11 protein-coding genes are annotated in these 22,150 nt (G+C 60.2%); 2 read left to right on the forward strand and 9 right to left on the reverse strand.

The features are described 5' to 3' along the window. The coding region (locus tag JMJ95_RS11300; RefSeq protein WP_290685378.1) for an NAD(P)/FAD-dependent oxidoreductase at positions 1-1,349 on the reverse strand (1,349 nt) is incomplete at its 3' end. 175 nt (positions 1,350-1,524) lie between these two features. Between JMJ95_RS11300 and JMJ95_RS11305 the strand changes: the two genes are divergently transcribed. After that, on the forward strand, positions 1,525-2,283 hold the full coding sequence (locus JMJ95_RS11305; RefSeq protein ID WP_290685380.1) for a FadR/GntR family transcriptional regulator: 759 nt from the start codon (positions 1,525-1,527) through the stop codon (positions 2,281-2,283). 42 nt (positions 2,284-2,325) lie between these two features. Here JMJ95_RS11305 and JMJ95_RS11310 read toward each other — a convergent pair whose 3' ends face one another. The 8 genes from JMJ95_RS11310 to JMJ95_RS11345 form a co-directional block, all read right to left on the reverse strand. Next, the gene (locus JMJ95_RS11310) at positions 2,326-4,470 is read right to left on the reverse strand and encodes a methyl-accepting chemotaxis protein (protein WP_290685382.1); all 2,145 of its coding nucleotides are present in this window, start codon (positions 4,468-4,470) and stop codon (positions 2,326-2,328) included. 749 nt (positions 4,471-5,219) lie between these two features. Continuing rightward, entirely contained in the window at positions 5,220-6,485 is a 1,266-nt protein-coding gene (locus JMJ95_RS11315) for a glycerate kinase (protein WP_290685384.1), read from the reverse strand. A gap of 19 nt (positions 6,486-6,504) precedes the next feature. Next, positions 6,505-7,794 (reverse strand): four-carbon acid sugar kinase family protein, encoded by a 1,290-nt coding sequence (locus tag JMJ95_RS11320; protein WP_290685386.1) that lies wholly within the window; start codon positions 7,792-7,794, stop codon positions 6,505-6,507. Between the two features lie 98 nt (positions 7,795-7,892). Further along, complete coding sequence (locus tag JMJ95_RS11325; RefSeq protein WP_290685387.1) at positions 7,893-8,882, reverse strand: 2-keto-3-deoxygluconate permease; 990 nt, start codon at positions 8,880-8,882, stop codon at positions 7,893-7,895. Positions 8,883-8,927: 45 nt separating this feature from the next. After that, on the reverse strand, positions 8,928-10,085 hold the full coding sequence (locus JMJ95_RS11330; protein WP_290685388.1) for a UxaA family hydrolase: 1,158 nt from the start codon (positions 10,083-10,085) through the stop codon (positions 8,928-8,930). Further along, a complete protein-coding gene (locus JMJ95_RS11335; RefSeq protein WP_290685389.1) occupies positions 10,082-10,408 on the reverse strand; it encodes a UxaA family hydrolase in 327 nt (108 codons plus the stop codon). The genes JMJ95_RS11330 and JMJ95_RS11335 overlap by 4 nt, the downstream gene beginning before the upstream one ends. A 75-nt stretch (positions 10,409-10,483) precedes the next feature. Then, positions 10,484-11,767, reverse strand: coding sequence for a nickel-dependent lactate racemase (larA, locus tag JMJ95_RS11340; protein ID WP_290685391.1), 1,284 nt, complete (start codon positions 11,765-11,767; stop codon positions 10,484-10,486). A 253-nt stretch (positions 11,768-12,020) separates the two neighbouring features. Continuing rightward, positions 12,021-12,488 carry a hypothetical protein gene (locus tag JMJ95_RS11345; RefSeq protein WP_290685392.1) on the reverse strand — a complete coding sequence of 156 codons (468 nt, stop codon included), beginning with the start codon at positions 12,486-12,488 and terminating at the stop codon, positions 12,021-12,023. Between the two features lie 740 nt (positions 12,489-13,228). Between JMJ95_RS11345 and JMJ95_RS11350 the strand changes: the two genes are divergently transcribed. Then, entirely contained in the window at positions 13,229-21,817 is an 8,589-nt protein-coding gene (locus tag JMJ95_RS11350) for a glucoamylase family protein (protein WP_290685394.1), read from the forward strand. Positions 21,818-22,150: the final 333 nt, after the last annotated feature.

The following is a 22,150-nucleotide window of genomic DNA, read 5'->3' on the forward strand; positions in this document are numbered from 1 at the left end:
CCCTGGCAGCGGCCCATGGAGGCCCGGGCCCTGTACTTTATGCTCACCAGCGTCCTGGCGCCGAGAGGATTGGCGATGGCGTCCAGGATCTCCTGCTTGGTGATCTTTTCGCACCGGCAGATGATCTCGCCGTAGTTGGGGTTGTCTGCGATGAGGGCCGCTTTCTCGTCCGCCGGCAGCTCGGAGAAGAGGAGGGGACTGCCCGGCCGCACGGGATTGAAGGAGGCGTCGGGGACGAGAGGGATGTGCTTCTCCACCATTGCCCGGACCATCTCGGCTATGGCCGGAGCGCACGTCAGGCCGGGACTTTCGATGCCTACCAGGTTGATGAATCCCCGGACGTCCTTCCGGTCCTCGATGACAAAATCCTTGTTCCCCCCCTCTTCGGGGGGCGTCTGCTTCGGGCGGATGCCGGCGAAATTCCGTATATAATCCGTCATGAGGATCTCGGGAAGGAGTTCCCGTCCCTCCCTGCGGAGTTCCTGCATCACGTCGGCGGTGCATCCGTAGTCCTCCGGGTCGTTGAGGTATTCGGCGCTGGGCCCGATGAGGATGTTGCCGTCCACGGTGGGGGTAAGGTGAATTCCCAGCCCGGGTGCGTTCTTCTTCGGCGCGGGGTAGATCAGGGCCTTCAGGGTGCCGTCGAGGCGCCTGTCCAGGACGTAATACTCGCCCCGGCAGGGGTAGATCACGTAATCGGTGATCCCCGCCATGCGGCACACCTCTGCGGAGAAGAGTCCGGCGGCGTTCACCAGAACTTTCGCCGTGAAAGTTTCCCCTGACCCGGTTCCCACAGACCAGCCGCCCCCCGCGAGGGAGGAAAGGGCGGTCACCCGCTGCCCGAGGTGAAAGTTCACCCCGTTGGCGAGGGCATTCTCCGCAAGGCCGATGGTGAGCCCGTAGGGGGAAATGATGGAACTGCTCGGGGAATGAAGGGCAAGGGATCCTTCCACGCCGGGCTGGATCTGCTGCATCCGCTCCCTGCCGACGAGCTCCAGTCCCGGGACACCGTTGGCCTCCCCCTGCTCCTTCAGCCTGTGGAGGGCGGCTTCGTCCTCGTCGTCCAGCGCCACCGTCAGCTTGCCTATCCGCTTGATCTTCACCTTGAGATCCCGACAGAGATCGTCCATCATATGATTGCCTTTCACGTCGAGAACCGCCCTGAGCGTCCCAGGAGTGTAGTTGAAGCCCGCATGGAGCACGCCGCTGTTCCGGCAGCTCGTCCCCAGGCCGACATCCATCTCCTTCTCGACGACGGCCGCCCTCACCCGGAACCTTGAAAGTTCCCTGGCTATGGCGCAGCCCACTACTCCTCCTCCAATGACAAGAACGTCGTACTCCCAAGCCACCCTGTAACACCCGCTTTCGGAAAAGCTTCTGGTCGACCAAGGTATTCCAATCAAACCGATTTTATATTATCATGGTATCAGGAAGGAAGACAAGGGGAATCAACAGAAAACTTCAAGTTCTTTTTTTAACTTATTGTCGGGCCCAAAAACCATTCTGAACTGCAGGGAGGACTCCATGAACGAAACGCGAAAGGACCTTATCAGGCGCTTGACGGACCTCGTGTCACAGGGCGACGTGGTCTCGGAGGGCAAACTGCCTTCGGAACGGGAGCTCGCCGCGCTGCTCGGTACCAGCAGGCCCCTTCTGAGAGAAGGGCTTATCGCCCTCGAAGCCCTCGGCCTGCTGGAGATCAGGGACAGGCAGGGAATCTTCCTCGCCGAGGGAAACCCGGACGAGATCAGGAGAGTTCTCGGCCGGGCCCAGGTGTGGCCCATGGAAGCGCTCTCCCAGGTCATGGAGGTGCGGCAGCTCCTGGACCCCGGCGCCGCCGCGCTGGCAGCCCTGCGGCGGAAGGAGCGGGACCTGGAGAAAATGGACGAATGCATCTCCATGCTCGAAAAAATCCACAAAGAGCAGGATCCTCACGAGGCCCCTCTCGGAGCCTACTGGAACACAGTCCTCCACGCCACCATCTTCAAGGCAACGGGGAACACCCTCCTTTTCAGGCTCTACGAATCTCTCCTCGAGATGTCCGAAAAGGGAATTTCCGCCATGAGGATGGAAGTCCTCGATTCGGCGGCCCCGGATAGAACGGAGAAAATTCTCGAGCAGCACAGAGATCTCGTGTCGGCCATCCGGGATCAAGACCTCCTCCGTGCCCGGGAGGCCGCCAGGCTCCACCTGAAGTTCACCATCGACACTCTCGTGGAACTGAGCAGGGTCACACCGCTTTCCAACTTTTTCGCCCAGAGAATGGATTCTGTCCTGAAGTAAACTGAAGCGGCGGACCTGTACAAACCGGTCCGCCGCTTCAGTTTACTCGGTCGGGACGAGCCCCGCAGCTTCCCCTTCCGGCCCCTTTTCCGGCTCCCCTTCTTTCGACAGGATGAACCGGGACAGGAGCTTCCGCATGCGCTCGGCCCTGTCCGCCATGACCGACGCTTCCCTGGCCACCCCCTCCGACGCCGATGCCGTCTCCGCCGAGGCTCCCCGGATGGCATCCACCCTCTGGACTACGTCGATGGTGGCATTGGAGAGCTGGTCGATAGCCCCGGCCATTTCCTCGCTTGCGGAAGCCTGGGACCTTGAAAGCCCTGCGATGTGGGCGATTGCTTCCTCGATCCCGGCGATTTCGCCAAGCACGCCGGACAGCCTGCCCTGGGCGTCCGCCGCTTCGGCCACGGTGGACTGCATCACCCTGCCGGTCTCTTCGGTCACATCCATGGATTCCCGGGCATTTCCGTGGAGGGTGGTGATGAGGGCCGCCACTTCCCGGGCCGCCTTGCTGGAGTCTTCGGCGAGCTTCCGCACCTCGTCGGCCACCACGGCGAATCCGCGGCCCGCTTCCCCGGCCCGGGCTGCCTCTATGGCGGCGTTCAGCGCCAGGAGGTTCGTCTGGTCGGCGATGGAGGTGATTACCGTGACAAAACCGGAGATTTCCTCTACGGAATCTGCGAGGGCCCGGATCTTCTCCATGTTCGTTCCGGACTTCCCCCCGACGGCGCGCACTTCCCGGATGACTTCCTCCACTCTTTCAACCGCTTCCTTCGCCATGGCCGCCGTCTGGTTCGCCGCAGCCGCGCAGTCGGACGAAGCCTTGGCCGCCGCCTGGGCGCCCGCAGCCATTTCCTCCACACCGGCATTCGACTCCTCGAGGGCGGCGGAGTTGCTCTCGGAGATGGAGGCCACCTGCTCGAGGGAACCCCTCACTTCCTCCACCGAGGCGTTGGTCTCCTGTGAAAGGGCTGCGAGGGTTTCCGCTCCCCTGGCCACCTCTTCTGCCGCAGCCACGATCTCCCTCACGGCTTCAGCCTGGCTCGTCGTCATCCTGGCCAGCGCGTCGGCCAGCGCGCCTATCTCGTCAGCCGAATCATACTGAAAATCATCCCTCGCCACGGTCAGGTCGCCGTTCCCCGCCCGCTCGGCCAGGCTCACGGCCCTGCCGAGAGGACGGGTGATCATGCGGGTGATGATCACCGCCACCACCATTCCGACAAGAACGGCGATAAAAACGGAAAGGAGGAGCATGTTCGAGACGCTCCGGGCCTGGTCGGTCACCACTCCCGATATTTCAAGCGTTCTGTCGACGCTGAACTTCATCACGTCTCCCGCCGCCGCAAGGACAGCTTCCCCAGCGGCGGTGCGTTCTTGGCCCAGGTTCTCGAGGTTTGCCCAGGCCATTGAAAAGTCGTCGAGGGCCTGCTCGTACTCTTCCGCGTCTTTCGTCGCTTTTTCGAGGTTCCTGATCAGTTTTTCCTCAAAGGCGGTCTTCCTGACTTCGGACAGAATGTCGCGAACGTCCTTGAGTTCCTTTTTCGCCTGGCCGATCATCTCCGTTTTTTTGTTCGCTATGGCAGTAAGGGTCACGTATTCCGCCCTGTGGACGGCCTCCACCAGCGTGTCGAGAAGGGCAATGTTCTCAAGCCTGGCGGGCGCGTTGCCCCGGGAGACGGGGTCGTTCAGATCTTTTTCCATGGCGTCCTTTTCATCATACAGCAGGTCGTAGGCAATCTTTCGCATGGATTCTCCCGACTCGGCTGCCTTCCTTCTCTGGGCGGCCATAGAGGCGATCATCTTCTGAGATTCCTCAAGCAGTCTCCGGTATTCGGCAACCTGCTCGCCGGATTTCTTCACGCCTTCGGCAAGACGTTCAAGGCCGGGATGGGCTGAGGCATGCTCCCAGGCTTTCTTCAGAATCCCGTCAAGGGCCTCGAAATCCCCGAGGGCTGCCTGGAGGTCCCGATAGCTGTCCGCCAGGACGTAGGTGCGGATGTGGAGCATGAGGCTCTGAACAATGTTCTCAATTTCATTGGAAAGTTCGATTCCGGGGACGTACCGCTGTTCGAGAGTGCCCACCTCGGATATCACGTTGTCCATATTGCGCCAGGCAAACCACCCGGCCGCGGAAAAAATGACGAGCACAGCTGCGAATCCGGCAGTGAGCTTTGTTCCTATTTTCATGTTCTTCAGCAAACGTCTCACCTCGAAGAAGAAGGATGGCGGAAGGACCCTTTTCCCCCGCGCCGGGGGCGCCCCGGGGCTTTCCGGAATGACAAAGACTATATCATGAATCACTCTTGTCCAAAATAGGAATTTGAGAAGAGTCACCGACCACCGCCATGGACAAGCAAGACGGAGGAGATCACGAAAAAGCGCCCAGGTGCCGGGCCCGACCGGGACGAACGGGCCGTGATCCGCGTCGCGCTCGACGTCAGCGCACAGAAAGAGCTCGAAGAGGAGATTCTCCTTAAACGAGACCCTAAATCCGCAGGCAGAGGGAGTGTCGCCGGGCACAGCGCCCGGGGGAGAGAAACCGACACGGATGTCGGTTTCACAAGCAGGCAACCGGCGAACGCAGGGAGCCGTGTTGATCGCTTGGGCAGTTGTCAAGGACGACAATCTGCACCCCCCGCCCAAGCGTTCCCCGGTGACACTCCCTCTGCCTGAAAAACCTGCGGATTTAGGGAGACACAACCCTATCGACGGGATCTCGAACAGGACATATTTCAACAGGCCTTCCTCTTCTCCCTCGTAGAGGCACAGAGAACGGGAGCGACGCCGGCCTTTCCGCAGGCAAGGCCGACGGGGAGGCGACTGCTGCAGATTCCAGGGAAAAGCCCGACAGGCAGTCTCTCCCCGGCGACTGCAAGAGAAAATCATACGAGGCCCCCAAAAGAAGGGGGCCTCGTTCCGTCTTTCGCAGTGAGCGGCTATCTGCAGAGCACAATGGTGAGGTCGTTCACGTTGGTTCCGGTCGGCCCCGTTTTGACAAGGCCGCCGCAGGCGTCGAGCGCATGGTAGGAGTCGTTGTCGGCGAGCAGCGCCTCCGCGTCGAGCCCAAGGTCGGCAAGTCTACCGATCGTCCCGCCGTCCACAACGCCTCCCGCCGCGTCCGTCGGTCCGTCGGTGCCGTCGGAACCGACGGAGATCACAACCGTATCCGCAAGCCCCTTGATGCCGAACGCCGCGGCCAGGGCCATCTCCTGGTTCCGTCCGCCCTTTCCCTTCCCTTTGAGCCGGACGATCGTCTCCCCGCCGAGGAGCAGGGCGCACGGCGGCGACGCCGGATTCCCGGACAACCGGATCTCCTTCGCCATGGCGGCGATGAAGGCCCCCGCCTCGCGTGCCTCGCAGTTCAGCATCGTCGTCAGCAGGAGCGGCGTATACCCGAGGGCGGCGGCCTCGCGCTCCGCAGCTTTACAGAGCGCCGTCACGCTCCCGGTGATGACCGTTGTGACATTTGTAAGCGATTTCGGGGTCTCCTTCTCCAAAGCCTCTTGAAGCACCGTGCTCAGCGATAGCCCGTACTTTTCGACGATCCTCGACGCATCGGCGCTCGTCGAACCGTCAGGATACGCCGGTCCGGAGGCGATGCTGTCGAGCCTGTCGCCAAGGACGTCCGAGAGTACCACCGAAAAGACGTGCGCCGGAGCGACGAACTGGGCGAAACGCCCTCCTTTCACCGAAGAAAGCCGTTTCCGTATCGTATTGATCTCGACGATGTCCGCGCCGCATGCAAGCAGCTGGTCGGTCACTCCGACCAGATCATCGAGGGTTATCCCCTCCCTCGGCTTCTCGAAGAGGGCCGAACCCCCACCGGAGACGAGGAAAAGCACCGTATCCTCTGCTGAGAGCCCGCTGACCCTTTCGAGCGCACGGGCTGTGCCCTTAATCGTGTTCTCGTCCGGAAACGGGTGTCCCGCCTCAAAAATCTCGATACCCTTTATCGGGCCGTTGCTGTGCCCGTACTTCGTCACGACGACGCCTCCGTCCAGCCGGTCTCCCAGTGTGTCAGCGGCGGCCTTCGCCATCCGCCACGCCGCTTTGCCGATGGCCGTGAGCACGATCCTCCCTCCGGACCTCGCACGGGCTGAAAAAGCCTCACCGCGCAGCGCCGCCTCCACAGCGTTTTCCGGGAGCACGGCCTCTATGGCCTTCTGTGCAATTTTCAAGGCATCCTGACGAACATCCGTCATTCATTCTCCTCCTCCGTTTTTATTTCGCGTCCGTCAGTACGGAGAAACACTCCGCCATCGTCCGTTCACCGCCGAACGCGCCGGCCTTTGTAACCACGGGAAGGCCGTGGTATTCTCCTCCCCTGAGGCGGACGAGCGGAATTCCAGGCTCAATCTCCTTCACAAGGTCGGTCCCCCCGGCTCCCAGCGCCCAGACGATCCAGATGGCGACTTCCCCTCCGGTGATAAACATCCCGGAGACGCGAGCAGACTTCAGGACCGACGGAACAACAGCGGCGAGACTCCGGCAGATTGTTTCGGACGCATTGGCGTTCCGCCCCTCCTCGATCTGCTCTTCGTCCAGCGATGACGCCAGAAGGACGCTCCTGCCGCTCCGAAGCAATCCCGAGACGGTATGGGAGAGGCGCCGCTCCTCGGAGGCGACGTCGTGCAGCAGCGCACGGATATTCACCAGAACAGGAGCGACGTCCTTCTCCTGCAGAAGCGTCCGTGCCTGGAGGGCGCTCCTCGGGCTCATGCTCCCGACCACGAAAAACGCCGGACTGCTTCGGCTCACCAGGGCCTCGGCCATCCCTGCCGACCCCACCCAGAGGATGTCCTCGGGCGGCAGCGCGGCGCACATGCCATTCACAATCAGCTCAAGATCGCCGTCCGTCTCGACGTCGAAGGAGTACGAGCCGGCGTTGCCTGCAGCCCTCAGAATCTCCGGAATCTCCCCTGCCCGGATTTCGGCGAGCGAGACGTTCCGGACCTCGAGCGAACCGCCGCCGCGCAGCGTTTCCTGCAGTGACGAGGTAGTCACCGGCTTCCGCGGATCCTTCCCCATCTCGGTATCGGCCACGGGAATTCCGTCGAGGAGCAGCAGACCTTCCCGCACGGTGCGTTTATTTCTGGGGTAGGCCGGGGTGAACGCTGTCACGGAAAAGCCGAGCGTCTCCCGCAAGACGGCTGTTTCGGCGGCTATGTTGCCTCGCAGCGTCGAGTCGACCTTCTTGTAGATCACTCTCTTCCCTCGCAGAGGCAGCAGGTATTCCGCCACCGTCTTCAAACAGGCGACCGCCTCCTGAGCGGGAATGTTCCGCGACTCGGTATCCACGACGACGACTCTCTCGCCCTCAATCGTGGAGAGCGCCGAAGGATCCAGGATCACCGAAGCGTCGTACCCCGCCTTCAGGAACTGAATTCCAGTGTCGTTCGAACCGGTGAAGTCATCGGCGACGACGATATACCGTGCATTCATATGTCTCCCCCCGTTTCTTTCCTTGCGGTTGTACGACATGCCGTCGGCGGTGCGGACTGCGGCCGGCATGATTTCGTCGATCTCCTCGGCGGCGAAGAGACCACTCTCTCTCCGCCGCACGGGTTGAGCCCGGCAACCGCGACGCAGGGCGGACCGGTTCGCTGAAATCAGTTGCCTTCTTCTTTAGCGACGTTGTTGTGCTGCTTGCAGATCCTGCTGAGGAAGTCGACCAGCAGCGGACAGAGGATCGCGGTGATGACAATCGACGCACCGACCTGCACCGTCGCCGCAGCCGCGTACGGGGCCCATGTCGGATCGACGGCCGCTATCGCCGCAGGCGTTCCGGCGGCGTTGCCTGCCGTTGTGCCGATACTCGCGCCGACCGCATCGCTCCGCTTCTCTCTCGACGGGATGAGGTACTTATAGGCAAAGAAGCCGCCTATTCCCGTGACGAGCAGGGTCATAAGGCCGAGCGCGATGCCGGGGATTCCGGCCTTCGCGATATCCATCAGGTTGAGCCCCGCTCCGAGCGGGAAAGAGAAGAAGGGGATGGAGAGCATGACACCCGGGGCGAGGAATTCCCGCATGTCCTCGTCGAGATTGCCAAGGATCATACCGATGACGATCGGGACGACAACCGCCACCATCGCGATGATGGGTATGTTGGCCAACCCTGTCATCCCCATGGCCACCATGGTGAAGAAGGGACCGTCGTTCGTGGAGATGATGGCCACGGCGCCGATGTCGGAGGCGTCACCGTACTTCTGGGCGAGCGCGGTGTAGAGGCCACCGTTCGAGTTCGCCATGGCTGCGATGAGGGCGAGGGGGGTAAGACCGAAAAGAGAAGCCTCCGGCCCCATGAGCTTCCCCACGACAAGCCCTATCGAAATGCCAAGAAGGATCTTGACGGTGTTCAGCACGAACCCCTTCCAGAGAGCGACCCCGGCCGTCTTGATCGTGATCTGCGCGCCGCTGCAGAAGAGGAGCACTGCGATGAGAGGGAGCGCTCCTTGTTTAAAGAGCGCGGTGGTAAAACTGCCGATCATGAGCGACTTCGGGGCAAAAGTGTTCACAATTGCGCCGAGAAGCAGGAAGACCACCATGAGTCCGCCGGGCACCTTCTGTATCGTCTTGAGAATCGGAACTTTACCGCCCATAGTATGCACCTTCCTTTTAAAAAGTCATTTGGGATAGGAGCCTCTTCAAAAAGTCGACGTCAGTTTGTAGATACCGAACTCCATGTGTTTCAACGCTTCCGCTTTGGTGAGTTTTCCATTGCAGGTCTGCAGGATCTCCGCGAAGACGCGCTCCCCCACCTCCGGTATGGATTCGACGCCGTCGATGATCGTCCCCGCGTTGATGTCGATATTCTCCTCCATCATGACGTAGGTCTTGGGATTGCCCGTGATCTTGATCACCGGGGCAAGGGGGAAGCCGGTCGGCGAGCCGCGCCCCGTAGTGAAAATCACTATCTGGGAGCCTCCTGCGACCATGCCGGTGATGGATTCGATATCCTGTCCCGGCGTGTCCATGACATAGAGCCCCTTGCCCGGAGGTCGTACGCCATACTCCAGCACACCTTCGAGCGGGCTGGAACCCCCCTTGTAGATGCATCCGAGCGACTTCTCCTCGATGGTGGTCAGCCCTCCCCGGATGTTGCCCGGCGTGGGCTGGCTTCCCCGCATGTCGACGCCCATAGCGTTCGCCTTCGCCTCACAGGCGCGGACGATCTCCAAGAGCTTGTCCGCCACCTCCTTCGAGACGGCTCTGCGGGCAAGGATATGCTCCGCGCCGATGAGCTCCGTAGTCTCCGAGAGGATGGACGTTCCTCCCAAGCCTATCACCTTGTCCGACACATAGCCGTGTACCGGGTTCGCCGCGAGTCCCGACGTCGTGTCCGAACCGCCGCACTCCAGCGCGAGCACCAGCTCCGAGACGTCCGCCTCCTCGCGGGTCATCATCGCCACTTCTTGGCTGATCGAACGGGCTATGCGGAGCCCCTGCTCCTGCGCCTTGAGCGTGCCGCCGCACTCCTGAATGACCAGTGACTCCACCCGCTTGCCGGACTTTGCAATCTCCTTGTGGAGACGCTCCGCCTGCACGCTTTCGCACCCCAGCCCGATCACCAACACCGCCGCTACGTTGGGGTTCGTCCCAAGACCGGCAAGGGTCCGGGCGGTGACTTCAAGATCCGGACCTATCTGGGCGCACCCGTGCTGGTTCGGAAGCGCTATCGCCCCTTCCACTTGTTCCGCGATTCGGGCCGCGACCGTCGAGGCGCACACTGACGCGGGGATGACCGCAATGTGGTTTCGGATTCCCACACGTCCGTCCGGACGGACATACCCCATAAACTTCATGATGTTTGGCCTCCTTTCGCGGATGTTCTCCCTGCGGCCAGATCACCCCGTCCTCGGAGACTTTCGAGATTGTGCACATGGACATGGGCGCCGGCTCTGATAGGTTCGGTAGCGCGGCCGATCACCTCGCCGTATTTCAGCACATCCCCTCCCTCAGGAATGTCAACGAGCGCAAATTTGTGTCCGAAGGGTATGGCGTCTACCAGCTTCATGGTCTTCATGCGTCCGTTGCACTCGAAAGACACATCGTTCCCGGCGCTCAGATCCGTGAGCGCCGTGGCGACACTGTCCTTGTCATGTGTCATAAGGGCTTCCCGTTTCAAACAACCTCCCCCCTCCCCCTGCAGGATAAAAAAACTACCTCTCGTTTTTTACTGACGCGCGTCCACCTCCTCTTCTCAGGAAGAGAACGCATCAACAATCACTGCCACGCCGTCCGGGATGACGGTGACCGATGCGTCCGGTTTCCGGAGAATCCGCTCCGCCATCGACAAGGCCTCCTCCAGAGACGGGGCCCACTGCATGTTGAGATACTCCACCATCTCCTTGGGGGCTGAGGTCACCATGATCACGGTAAAATCCATCAGTACTCTGGCGAATATCTGGATCTGCCACTGATCCGGCTCCGTCTGATTTCTCCCCCTCGCCATGATCATCTCCATGATCCCCTTCGGCGTCGGAATCGTCTCGAACGTCCGGTAGAAGGCCTCGCCGCCGTGCCCGTCGCTGCATTCGGCGGCGACGATGATAACGCCTCCCTTCCTGCACGACGCCTCGCCGGCGGTCATGCTCTTCACCGCCTGGTAGAGATTCTGGTCCAGAGGATACCCTGCGTTGCTCGTGATGACAATGTCGGCGGGAACGGCCTTGACCCTGCCGTACTTGGCGACGAACTCGCACCCCTTCTCGTGCGCCGCTTCCATGTCGCCGCTGAAGGCCGCCACGATATGCTTCTCCGCGTCGATGACCACGTTGCAGACGAACGCCAGCCCGACCTTGCGGGCAGCAAAGACCATATCGATGTGGATGGGGTTGCCCTCGAGGATTCCGGTTCTGGCCCTTTCGTGCGCGATAAACTCCGCGCAGTGGTTCGCCATCACCGTTGTGTAGCTCGCCACGCCGGGGAGTACGCTCTTGCGGCCACCTGAGAAACCGGCGAAGAAGTGCGGCTCAATGAACCCCTCCGCGACAAGCAGGTCCGCCTCGACTGCCAGTTTATTGAGTATCAAATCGCCTCCGGAAGGAAGGGTCCCTACGTGAACGAGGCTCGTATCGTCATGGCTGTCGTGGACCACAATGCGTTCGTTCTTCACGATCTCGGGACCGTACTTCTTCAGGAGCTCCTCCGGGGTGGTAGCCCGGTGGCCTCCGGTAGAGACCAGGATAGTGATTTGTGCATCGGGGTTTCCCGCCCGCACCTCTTCGAGAAGGAGAGGCATGATAATGGCGCTTGGGACGGGGCGCGTATGGTCGCTTGAGATGATCACGACGTTCTCTTTCCCCTTCGCGAGGTCTCGCAGACGAGGGGATCCGATCGGGTTGTCGAGGGATTTTCTGACGATTTCGCGCTCCGGCGCATCGGCTTTCAGTTCATGAAGACTCGAAACGAGAACCGCTTTCAGACGGCTGTCAGGTATATCGCAGGAAAGAGTCGATGTTCCGTAAGGAATGGATACTCTCATAATCTTCCGCCTCCTTAGGTAATAGTTGTTACGCGCCGCCACACCGCAGACTGACGACTGATATTCCATGTCGCTTTAAGAAACTCCTGAACAAGAACTGATCCGGCGTCCGACAGCTGAACCTTGACGGCTGAGCTCGTTTCCTGTGTTCTTTTCACCCCATATTCCCGCTCTATGGCCGGCCTTTTGCGTCTTTCAGCGTTATTTCCTGTTTTTGACGGTCTTGTGCCTGTTTTTGAATACACTAAATACACTACGTCCCGCGCGACGCCGGGAGGCCCCTTCTGACCATGTACAAGTTCGGCAGGGCAAAGAGCACGGAGGCGAAGTTCATGTTCTTCGCCAGGCCCCTGTATCCGCCTTCGAAAAGCCGACTATCCTTTTCGCGACAAGAAAGAGGCACTCCCCGCTGCTTCCCGTTTTCGGGCAGCAGGCGGTTCGTTTCTTTTTCTTCTTCGGTGAGCTTTCTGTTTTGGGTTCCCTTCGTCCGGATCAGGTCCAGCGTCCGGGGCACCTTTTTCACGATTTCTTTCGTCTTGCCCATGGAGGCCGAGTCGCCGTAAACAGCCTTTTCGGGCCTTGGGATAGAAGGGCTCGATAAGGGGATAGAGTTTCTTCCAGGGAACGACCCGTCCATTTCCGCGAGGAATTTTCCCCGCTTCGCGAATTTTTTGTATTTTTCGAAGGTGAAGGCGTTTGCGAGCGTTTTCCGGCGGTTCATCGCTCCTCATCTCCCTGTATGGCCTGGAGTTGGAAACAACTGCCTCAGCATTATTTTACTACTTCATAAGATCGGAAGACAATGTGCCGGAAACTTTCTAAATCCGCACCTCAGCGGGGAGCGCCACCGGAACTCGCTTGGGCCGCCGGTTCAGATTGTCGTCCGTGACAACTGCCCGGGCGAGTCCTGCGGCTCCCTGCGTTCGCCGGCTGCCTGCCTGTGAAACCGACATCCGTGTCGGTTTCTCTCACCTCAGACGCCCTCCCCCAGGGGATAATCTCTTCGCCCCTGGGGGAGGGCGAATTCACCGTATGCCCGGTGACACTCCCTCTGCCTGAAAAATTAGCGGATTTAGGCTTCGCACGCAGTCTTGACAATACCGCGCGAAGGTTATAGAATTATAATGTAATTTTAGAAATTTTCTGATTAAAATTCAACATGCTCTGAACACCTTTCCTTTCTTACGTTCGGCAGAAGGAGACATCGAAATGGATTTCAAATACCTTTGGAAAAAAATCTCGTCCTACATGAGTATGCGCGACTTGCACGCCTCCTGCGCGCGGGACGCAGAAGAAGATTCTTCAGTGAATGACGGCGACGGAAACCAGCTTTTCCGTCGGGCCCAGGAAACCTCCTTCGGAGCGGAGCTGTTAAGTGCCGATCAGATGGAGCGGCATGGAAAGATTCTTGCACACAGGCATCGTGTGAAATCCGGACATCCTCGGGATTCTCTTCTGCCCATGCTGGATGGAAACGAGAAGCTGCTTCGTGAAGCCTACGCCCAGCTGGCGGATGATGCAGAGGCCGGGCGCAGGATAGTGCCGGCCGGGGAATGGCTGCTTGACAACTTCCATTTGATAGAGGATCAGATCAGGACGGCCAGACGGCATTTGCCGAAGGGGTACAGCCGGGAACTGCCGTATTTGACAGGCGTTTCACCGGAGGAGTTTCCCCGTGTGTACGACATAGCCAGGGAGACGATTTCGCATTCCGACGGGCGGGTGGATCCGGAAAACCTCGTCCGTTTCGTCGAGTCCTATCTTTCGGTGACGCCCCTCAAGCTGGGGGAACTTTGGGCTATCCCCATCATGCTGCGGCTGGCACTGATAGATAACCTCAGGCAGGTTGCGGATCGCATACTCGCCGCACGGGCGTATCACAACCTTGCGGAATACTGGGCCGATCAGATGATAGATGTTGCGTCGCAGGATCCCAAGAACCTCATTCTTCCCATCGCCGATATGGCCCGTTCGGATCCGCCGATGGACGTCTCGTTTGTCGCAGAGCTGACTCGTCGTCTCCAGGGACGGGGGGCCGCTCTCGCTCTTCCTTTGACGTGGATGGAACAGCAGTTGTCGGAGAGCGGCCTGACGATCGAGCAGTGCGTGCGCTCCGAAAATCAGCGCCAGACGGTGGACCAGGCTTCAATAAGCAACATCATCGGCAGTCTCCGCTTTTTAGGGGCGATGGACTGGCCCGAGTTCGTCGAGAAGATGAGTATCGTTGAGCATGTCCTGACCGAGGACCCCGCCGGAATTTACCGCAGGATGGATTTTACCACCCGCGACCGGTATCGCCACGTTGTGGAGCGGATCGCTAAGAACAGCCCGTTTTCCGAGATTGACGTCGCACGCACTGCGATACGTCTTGCCCGCGAAGGAGCGGCCGAAAGAGGTGTCGGTGACAAAACGGCGCACGTGGGATTCTATTTGATCGACGAAGGAACGGCACGTCTTGAACGGGAGTCGGGGGTCCGGTTTTCGCCTGCCTGCGGAGCAGCGGGACTCTGCCGCCGCTATCCCCTGACGATCTATCTCGGGAGCATCCTGTTGTTGAGCGCCGCTCTTTCGGGAGGGCTCGCAGCGAAAACCTTCCTCGACGGAACGGCGACAGGGGCGGCAATTCTGCTTGGACTGCTCTCCCTCCTCTGCGCCGGTCACCTGTCGATCGCTCTTGTAAACTTGCTGGCGACGTTGATGTCTTTGCCGCGCCTGCTGCCGCGCATGGATCTTTCCAAGGGCATCCCGGCGGAGCTGTTGACGCTGGCGGTGACCCCGACGATGCTCAGCAGTGTGTCCAACGTCGAAGACCTGGTCGCGGCAATGGAAGTCCGATTCCTGGCCAATAGGGATGATCACATCCTCTTTGGCCTGCTCACCGATTTTCGGGATGCCGCGGAAGAAACGTCCCCGGAAGACGCGTTTCTCCTGGAGACGGCCCGGGAAAAAATCGAAGCGCTGAATAAAAAGTACCGGAGGTCGGAGGGAGACATTTTTTTCCTGTTTCATCGCCCCCGCCGATGGAATCCCCAGGAAGGGGTATGGATGGGCTATGAGCGAAAAAGGGGAAAGCTTGCCGCGCTGAACGCCTTTCTCCGCGGCGGGGGCGAGGAGGCTTTCTCCCTCGTCGTGGGTGAGACGGCGGTACTTTCCGGGGTGAAGTATGTGATCACTCTCGACACCGATACCCAGCTCCCAAGAGATTCTGCCCGGCAGTTTGTCAGCGCCATGGCGCATCCGCTCAATCAGCCCAGGTACGACGAAGAGCGGAGGCGCGTAACAAGCGGATACGGTATTCTGCAGCCGCGCGTGGCGGCGAGCATTATCGGCACGAACCGGTCGAGGTACGCTCGACTGTGGGCAAGCGAACTCGGCATCGATCCGTATACGAGGGCCGTCTCGGATGTGTACCAGGATCTGTTCGGCGAAGGCTCGTTCATCGGCAAGGGAATTTACGATGTTGACGCGTTCGAGCAGGCTTTACGGGGGCGCTTCCCCGAAAACCGTATTCTCAGCCACGATCTGCTGGAGGGGTGCTACGCCAGGGCCGGCCTTTTGAGCGATGTGCAGCTTTACGAGGAGTACCCTTCCCGCTACGAAGCGGATGTGAGCCGGCGTCATCGATGGATTCGCGGGGATTGGCAGATCGCGCAGTGGATTATGCCCTATGTTCCGGAAGCGGACGGAAGGCTGCGGAAGAATCCGCTCTCCATGCTCTCTCGCTGGAAAATCTTCGACAATCTCCGCCGCAGCCTGATGGCCCCGGCCCTTATGCTCCTGTTGGCGGCAGGCTGGTTTCTTACTCCCTCGCCGCTCTTCTGGACTATGACGGCGGCGGGCGTCATCCTGGTCCCTTCCTTGATCTCCTCCGCCCTGAACCTCTTTTCAAAGCCGGACGATGTTACACCCCGGCAGCACTTTGCGGCAGCTCTGGATTTGACGGCGAGGGGCTTCGCCCGGGATGCGTTCACGTTCATCTGTCTGCCTTACGAGGCATTCTTCAGCGTGGATGCGATCATGCGGACGCTTATCCGGATGGCGGTCACGAAAAGGCCCATGCTCGAATGGAATCCATCGGGAGATCCGGGGCGTGCCGGACGCAAGGATCTCATAGAGTCCTATCGGACCATGTGGATTGCGCCGGTCATGGCCGCAGTCGTGTTCTTCGCGGCCGTTGCGGCCGGAGGGAGGGCGCTGTTCATCGCAGCCGGTCCCGTACTCACGCTCTGGTGCGCTTCGCCCGCAGTCGCCTGGTGGACAAGTCGCCCGCTGACTCGACGCCGTACGCTTCCGACAGAGGAACAGAGAGGATTTCTGCGGAGAATCGCCAGGAAAACATGGTCATTTTTCGAGACGTTTGTCGGCCGGGAGGACAACTGGCTGCCTCCCGACAACTATCAGGAGATCCCCGTCGAGGTAATCGCGCATCGCACGTCGCCCACCAACATGGGAATCGCCCTGCTGGCCAATCTTTCCGCCTTTGATTTCGGTTATATTTCTGCCGGGAGGCTGCTTGAACGGACGGCGCGGACTCTTCATACCATGGAGGGCCTTGAACGCTACCGCGGACACTTCTACAACTGGTACGATACGCGCGACCTGAAACCGTTAACGCCTCTCTACGTTTCAACGGTGGACAGCGGTAACCTCGCAGGGCACCTGTTGACGTTACAGCGGGGAATGCTGGAGCTTCCCGACCAAAAAATTATCGACCCCCGTTTTTTCGATGGGTTGAACGATACCCTCGAAATCATCGCCGAGGCCGCGGAGGAGCCTTCGGGAAGCGATGCCCCTCCCTGGCTCTCCCGCCTTCGCCTGGACATGGAATCCGTGCTCTCCTCACGGCCCCGGACGCCCGCAGCTTTGAGGGGTTCCCTGGAAAGGCTGGGGGAATCGGCTGCGGCCGCTCTCTCCGAGGAGAACGACAGAGACGCCGCGAACCATCGGGTGTTGTGGCTCCAGGCCTTTTCATCACAGTGCCGGGATGCGCTTGACGAGCTGACGTTTCTCCTTCCCTGGGCGATGAATTCCTCCTTCGGGAATATCCTCGAAGGCCCTTCCGATCTTGATTCTCTTCCTACACTGCGTGAACTGGCGGCCATGGAGGAAAAAATTCTCCCTTCCATCGAACTGCGGCGTGCCGCCTGCTCTTCGGAGGAGCGGGACGAACTCGATACGCTCGAAAGTCTTCTCGCGGAGTCCGGAAAACGCGCCCTCGAGAGGATGGAGGCCATCGAAGAAATCGTTCGTCTGTGCGACGAGCTTGCCCGGATGGAATACGGTTTCCTGTACGATCAAACACGCCATTTGCTGACTATCGGCTACAATGTCGATGAACGGCGTCCGGACGAAGGCTCCTACGATCTTCTGGCTTCGGAGGCGCGGTTCGCCACGTTTGTGGCCATTTCGCAGGGACAGCTGCCGCAGGAGAGCTGGTTTGCCCTGGGACGACGGCTCACCGTCGCTGGAGGGCTTCCGACGCTGCTCTCGTGGAGCGGTTCCATGTTCGAATACCTGATGCCGCTTCTGGTGATGCCGACCTACGAACACACGCTGCTCGACGAAACATACAAAGCGGTCGTGGCCAGGCAGATCAAACACGGGAAGATGCGAAATGTCCCCTGGGGTATCTCGGAATCGGGGTACAATGCATTCGATGTTCACCTCAACTATCAGTACAGGGCGTTCGGCGTGCCTGGCCTGGGAATACAGCGGGGACTTGCCGAGGATCTGGTGATCGCGCCCTATGCTTCGATGCTCGCCCTCATGGTGGCCCCGGAAGAGGCGTGTTCCAATCTCGAGCGCCTTTCCGCCGAAGGCTTTGAAAGCCGGTTCGGCTTCTACGAAGCTATCGACTACACTCCGTCCCGTCTGCAGCGCAACCAGACCAGCGCGACGGTTCGCTCCTTCATGACCCATCATCAGGGAATGGGGCTGCTCTCCCTGGCAAACCTGCTTCTGGATCGTTCAATACAGAGGCGATTCGAGTCCAATCCGCTGTTTCAGGCGGCGCTCCTGCTGCTCCAGGAGCAGATTCCCAAAGCGACGTCGTTCTATGTTGACGCAATCGAACGATTCGAGTCCCGGACTGTTTCGGGTATCCCGGAGACAACCATACGCATTTTCCGTACTCCGGATACGCCGAGCCCGGAAGTGCAGATGCTGTCGAACGGAAGGTACCACGTTGCGATAACGGCTTCTGGCGGCGGATACACCCGCTGGAAGGAATTAGCGGTGACCCGTTGGCGGGAGGACCCCACCCGGGACAACTGGGGTGCTTTCTGTTACATCCGCGACACGGAAAGCGGCGACTTCTGGTCGAATACTTATCAGCCGACGCTGAAACGCCCTGAGCAGTACGAGGCCATTTTCTCGGAGGAACGTGCGGAGTTCCGCGTCCGGAATCACGGATACGACATCTATACCGAGATCGCCGTCTCGACCGAGGACGATATCGAGCTGCGCCGCCTCCGCATCACCAACCGCGCGAGCGTGCGCCGCGAGGTCGAGGTAACCAGCTATGCGGAGGTCGTTCTCGCTCCGCCTGCGGCGGACGCCCTTCACCCCGCTTTCAGCAATCTTTTTGTACAGACCGAGATACTCCGCGGAGAGCGGGCTATTCTCTGCACCCGCCGTCCGCGGGTCGACGGAGAGGAAACCCCCTGGATGCTTCATATGATGACGGTGCGAGGGGCATCGGCTGGAGAAGCCTCCTACGAGACCGACCGGATGAAGTTCATCGGGTATGGAAACAGCGTCGAGAATCCGCAGGCGCTGGAACGGAGCGACGGCAACCGTCCGGAGCCGCTCTCGAACAGCGAGGGTTCGGTGCTTGATCCTATCGTCGCCATCCGATGCCGGATAGCCCTCGACCCGGAAGAGTCGGTCACGGTGAATATCGTCTCGGGTATCGGCGAAACCCGGAAACAATCGATGGATATGATTGGAAAATATCAGGATAGGCGTCTCGCGGACCGCGTCTTCGATCTTGCGTGGACTCACGGACAGGTGCTGCTGCGTCAGTTAAATGTTTCGGAGGCTGAAGCCGGCCTTTATGCGCGCCTGGCGGGTTCGATCCTCTACGCCAATGCGGCCTTTCGAGCCGAACAGAGTCTCCTCGTCAAAAACCGCAGGGGCCAATCGGGACTCTGGGGGTACGCTATATCCGGAGATCTCCCGATCGTGCTTCTGCGCATAGCCGATCCGGCCAATATCGACCTTGTGCGCCAGCTTGTGCAAGCTCATGCGTACTGGCGCCTCAAGGGGCTGGCCGTCGATCTCGTGATCTGGAACGAGGACCAGGGGGGGTACCGGCAGCTTCTTCACGACAGCATCATGGGATTTATCTCCTCGGTTGTCGGAGTAAGTTTTGCCGATAGGCCGGGCGGTATCTTCGTCCGGATTGCGGAGCAGATCGCGGAGGAAGACCGCGTCCTATTCCAGACGGTCGCACGCGTCATTGTCTCCGACGCCTGGGGAACTCTGGAGGAGCAGATCGACGGCCGAACTTCCGCGAACGTTTCGGTCCCCCTCTTTGTTCCCGTTCGCCCCCCTCTTCCCGAACACCTTCCGCCGGTTCCGTCCCCGCGCAGCGATCTCTCGTTCTGCAACGGACTGGGCGGATTCACTCCCGACGGGCGCGAGTACGTCATCACGACCGCCCGCGGACTGCTGACCCCGGCGCCATGGGTAAACGTCCTGGCCAATCCGGATTTCGGAAGCGTCGTCACCGAGAACGGTTCCGCCTGCACGTGGAGCGAAAACGCCCACGAATTCCGCATCACTCCATGGGAGAACAATCCTGTGAGCGCTTCGGGCGGCGAGGCGTTCTATCTTCGCGACGAGGAACGCGGACACTTCTGGTCGCCCGCTCCGTTCCCGTGCCGGCGATCGACTCCGTACGTCACCCGGCACGGATTCGGCTACAGCGTCTTCGAGCATACGGAGCGCGATATCCGTTCCGAACTGTGGATGTACGTTGCCCTGGACGCGCCGGTCAAGTTCTTCGTGCTCAGGGTACGCAACCTCTCGGAGCATCCCCGCCGCCTCTCCGCCACAGGGTATATCGAGTGGGTGCTGGGCGATCTTCGTCCAAAATCGAATATGCACGTAATCACGAAGTTCGAACCGAGCAGCGGCGCGCTCTTCGCGCGCAATCCGTACAATACGGAGTTTCCCGGCAGAACAGCTTTCTTCGACGTGGACGAGCCGCTGCGGAGCGTCACCGGAAGCCGGACCGAGTTCCTTGGACGCAACGGCACGGTGAGCGCCCCGGCCGCCATGAAGCGCGTCGGTCTCTCAGGCAGGACCGGGGCGGCTCTGGATCCCTGCGCCGCGATTCAGGTCCGGTTCGATCTGGCCGCCGGACAGGAGCGCGAAATAATCTTCAGGCTCGGGGCGGGCAAAGACGCCGACGAGGCAACCAGGCTGGTTGCCCGTTTCAAGGGAACAACCACCGCCGATGAAGCTCTTGACGCCGTCCGGCAGTACTGGACGCGCACCCTCGGCGTGATCAGCGCCGAAACGCCCGACCGTTCCCTGGACATTCTGTTCAACGGCTGGCTCCTGTACCAGACTCTGGCGTGCCGCATGCGGGCGCGAAACGCGACATACCAGTCGGGAGGGGCCTTCGGTTTTCGCGACCAACTGCAGGATGCTATGGCGCTAGTTTATGCAGAACCCCGCCTTGTTCGCGATCATCTGCTCCTGTGCGCGTCTCGTCAGTTCCCCGAAGGGGATGTGCAGCACTGGTGGCATCCGCCGACCGGGCGCGGGGTACGGACCCGCTGTTCCGACGACTATCTCTGGCTTCCACTGTCAACGTCCCGATACGTCGCCGTGACAGGAGACGTCGGGGTGCTGGACGAAACCGTCAGTTTCCTACAAGGCCGTCCGCTCAACGCTGAAGAAGAGTCCTATTACGACCTGCCCGGTCGTTCCGAAGAGACAGCGAGCCTCTACAAACACTGTATTCTGGCCATAGAGAAAGGACTTGCGTTCGGTGAGCGGGGGTTACCGCTCATGGGCTCCGGCGACTGGAACGATGGTATGGACAAGGTAGGGGCCCAGGGGAAGGGCGAGAGCGTGTGGCTTGGGTTTTTCCTCTACGAAGTGCTTTCGCGTTTCGCGGGGCTTGCCCGCACTTATGGCGACGCATTGTCCGCCGAACGGTGCGAACGGGAAGCTGCTGCCCTGCGTCTCAATATAGAGAAAAGCGGATGGGACGGAGAATGGTATCGGCGCGCCTACTTCGACGACGGCACTCCTCTCGGATCGGCGGAAAACAGCGAGTGTCGAATCGATTCGATCTCCCAGAGCTGGTCGGTTCTGTCCGGGGCGGGGGATCCTGACCGCTCGCTCATGGCCATGGAAGCGGTGGATAGGCACCTTGTCCGCAGGGAACACCGTCTGGTTCAACTGCTGGACCCGCCTTTCGATACTTCGGAGCCTAATCCAGGCTATATTAAGGGGTACGTTCCCGGCGTACGGGAGAACGGAGGCCAGTACACCCACGCCGCTGTCTGGGTCGCGATGGCCTTCGCCCGTCTGGGAGATGCGCGCCGCGCGTGGGATATTTTCTCGATGATCAATCCGGTAAACCACGGTCGGACACCCGGCGAGGTAGCTATCTATAAAGTGGAACCGTATGTCGTCGCGGCAGATGTGTACGCCGCTCCGCAGCATGCGGGGCGCGGCGGATGGACATGGTACACGGGATCAGCGGCATGGATGTACCGTTTGATCGTGGAGTCGCTTTTGGGACTCGTGCTCGAAGGGGATACGCTTCGCTTCGTTCCGTGTCTTCCTCCCGAGTGGGAGGAATGCACGATACACTACCGGCATCTGGATACGGTCTATCATATCAGGATGCTGCAAAACACCGCCGTTCGCGAGGGGGCCCTCTCTTCCCCCTTTGGTACGACTCACCATGAAAACGCGGCACTGCAGGTCACTGTAGATGGCGCCGAGCGGAGCGGCGGTATCGTGCCGCTCGTGAACGACCGGCGCGAACATGCGGTGGAAGTGCGGTTCCCGGCTGCGAACCGTTAGAACGCCGCCGGAAAAGTGTCTTGCTGGAATAATTCCATAGGAGAGCAGAGGAAAGGCGCCCATCGTCCAGGTCAGGCGTTTCCGGCGTGCCGCCTTTTCCTCGTTGATCTTCAGTCCGAGTCCGCGATAGTCTCTTCGGTCGGACATGGTAATTTTCGGCCTCCGCCACAGCGCCCGTCTGTTCGGGAGCCATGAATAATCAATCTCATTGCTTTCAGAAGAGAAACACGACTTCCTGGAGAAACGCCCGGAGACGCGAAACAGATAACCCTAAATCCGCAAATTTTTCAGGCAGAGGGAATGTCGCCGGGCATAAGGTGAATTCGCCCCGCC

Source organism: Aminivibrio sp. (assembly GCF_016756745.1).
Classification (GTDB): domain Bacteria; phylum Synergistota; class Synergistia; order Synergistales; family Aminobacteriaceae; genus Aminivibrio.

Excerpts from the sequence above, each read along its gene's own strand:
- JMJ95_RS11305 (WP_290685380.1), top strand. The coding sequence starts at position 1,525 with ATGAACGAAACGCGAAAGGACCTTATCAGGCGCTTGACGGACCTCGTG.
- JMJ95_RS11310 (WP_290685382.1), bottom strand. The coding sequence starts at position 4,470 with ATGAAAATAGGAACAAAGCTCACTGCCGGATTCGCAGCTGTGCTCGTC.
- JMJ95_RS11315 (WP_290685384.1), bottom strand. The coding sequence starts at position 6,485 with ATGACGGATGTTCGTCAGGATGCCTTGAAAATTGCACAGAAGGCCATA.
- JMJ95_RS11320 (WP_290685386.1), bottom strand. The coding sequence starts at position 7,794 with ATGCCGGCCGCAGTCCGCACCGCCGACGGCATGTCGTACAACCGCAAG.
- JMJ95_RS11325 (WP_290685387.1), bottom strand. The coding sequence starts at position 8,882 with ATGGGCGGTAAAGTTCCGATTCTCAAGACGATACAGAAGGTGCCCGGC.
- JMJ95_RS11330 (WP_290685388.1), bottom strand. The coding sequence starts at position 10,085 with ATGAAGTTTATGGGGTATGTCCGTCCGGACGGACGTGTGGGAATCCGA.
- larA (WP_290685391.1), bottom strand. The coding sequence starts at position 11,767 with ATGAGAGTATCCATTCCTTACGGAACATCGACTCTTTCCTGCGATATA.
- JMJ95_RS11345 (WP_290685392.1), bottom strand. The coding sequence starts at position 12,488 with ATGAACCGCCGGAAAACGCTCGCAAACGCCTTCACCTTCGAAAAATAC.
- JMJ95_RS11350 (WP_290685394.1), top strand. The coding sequence starts at position 13,229 with ATGCTGGATGGAAACGAGAAGCTGCTTCGTGAAGCCTACGCCCAGCTG.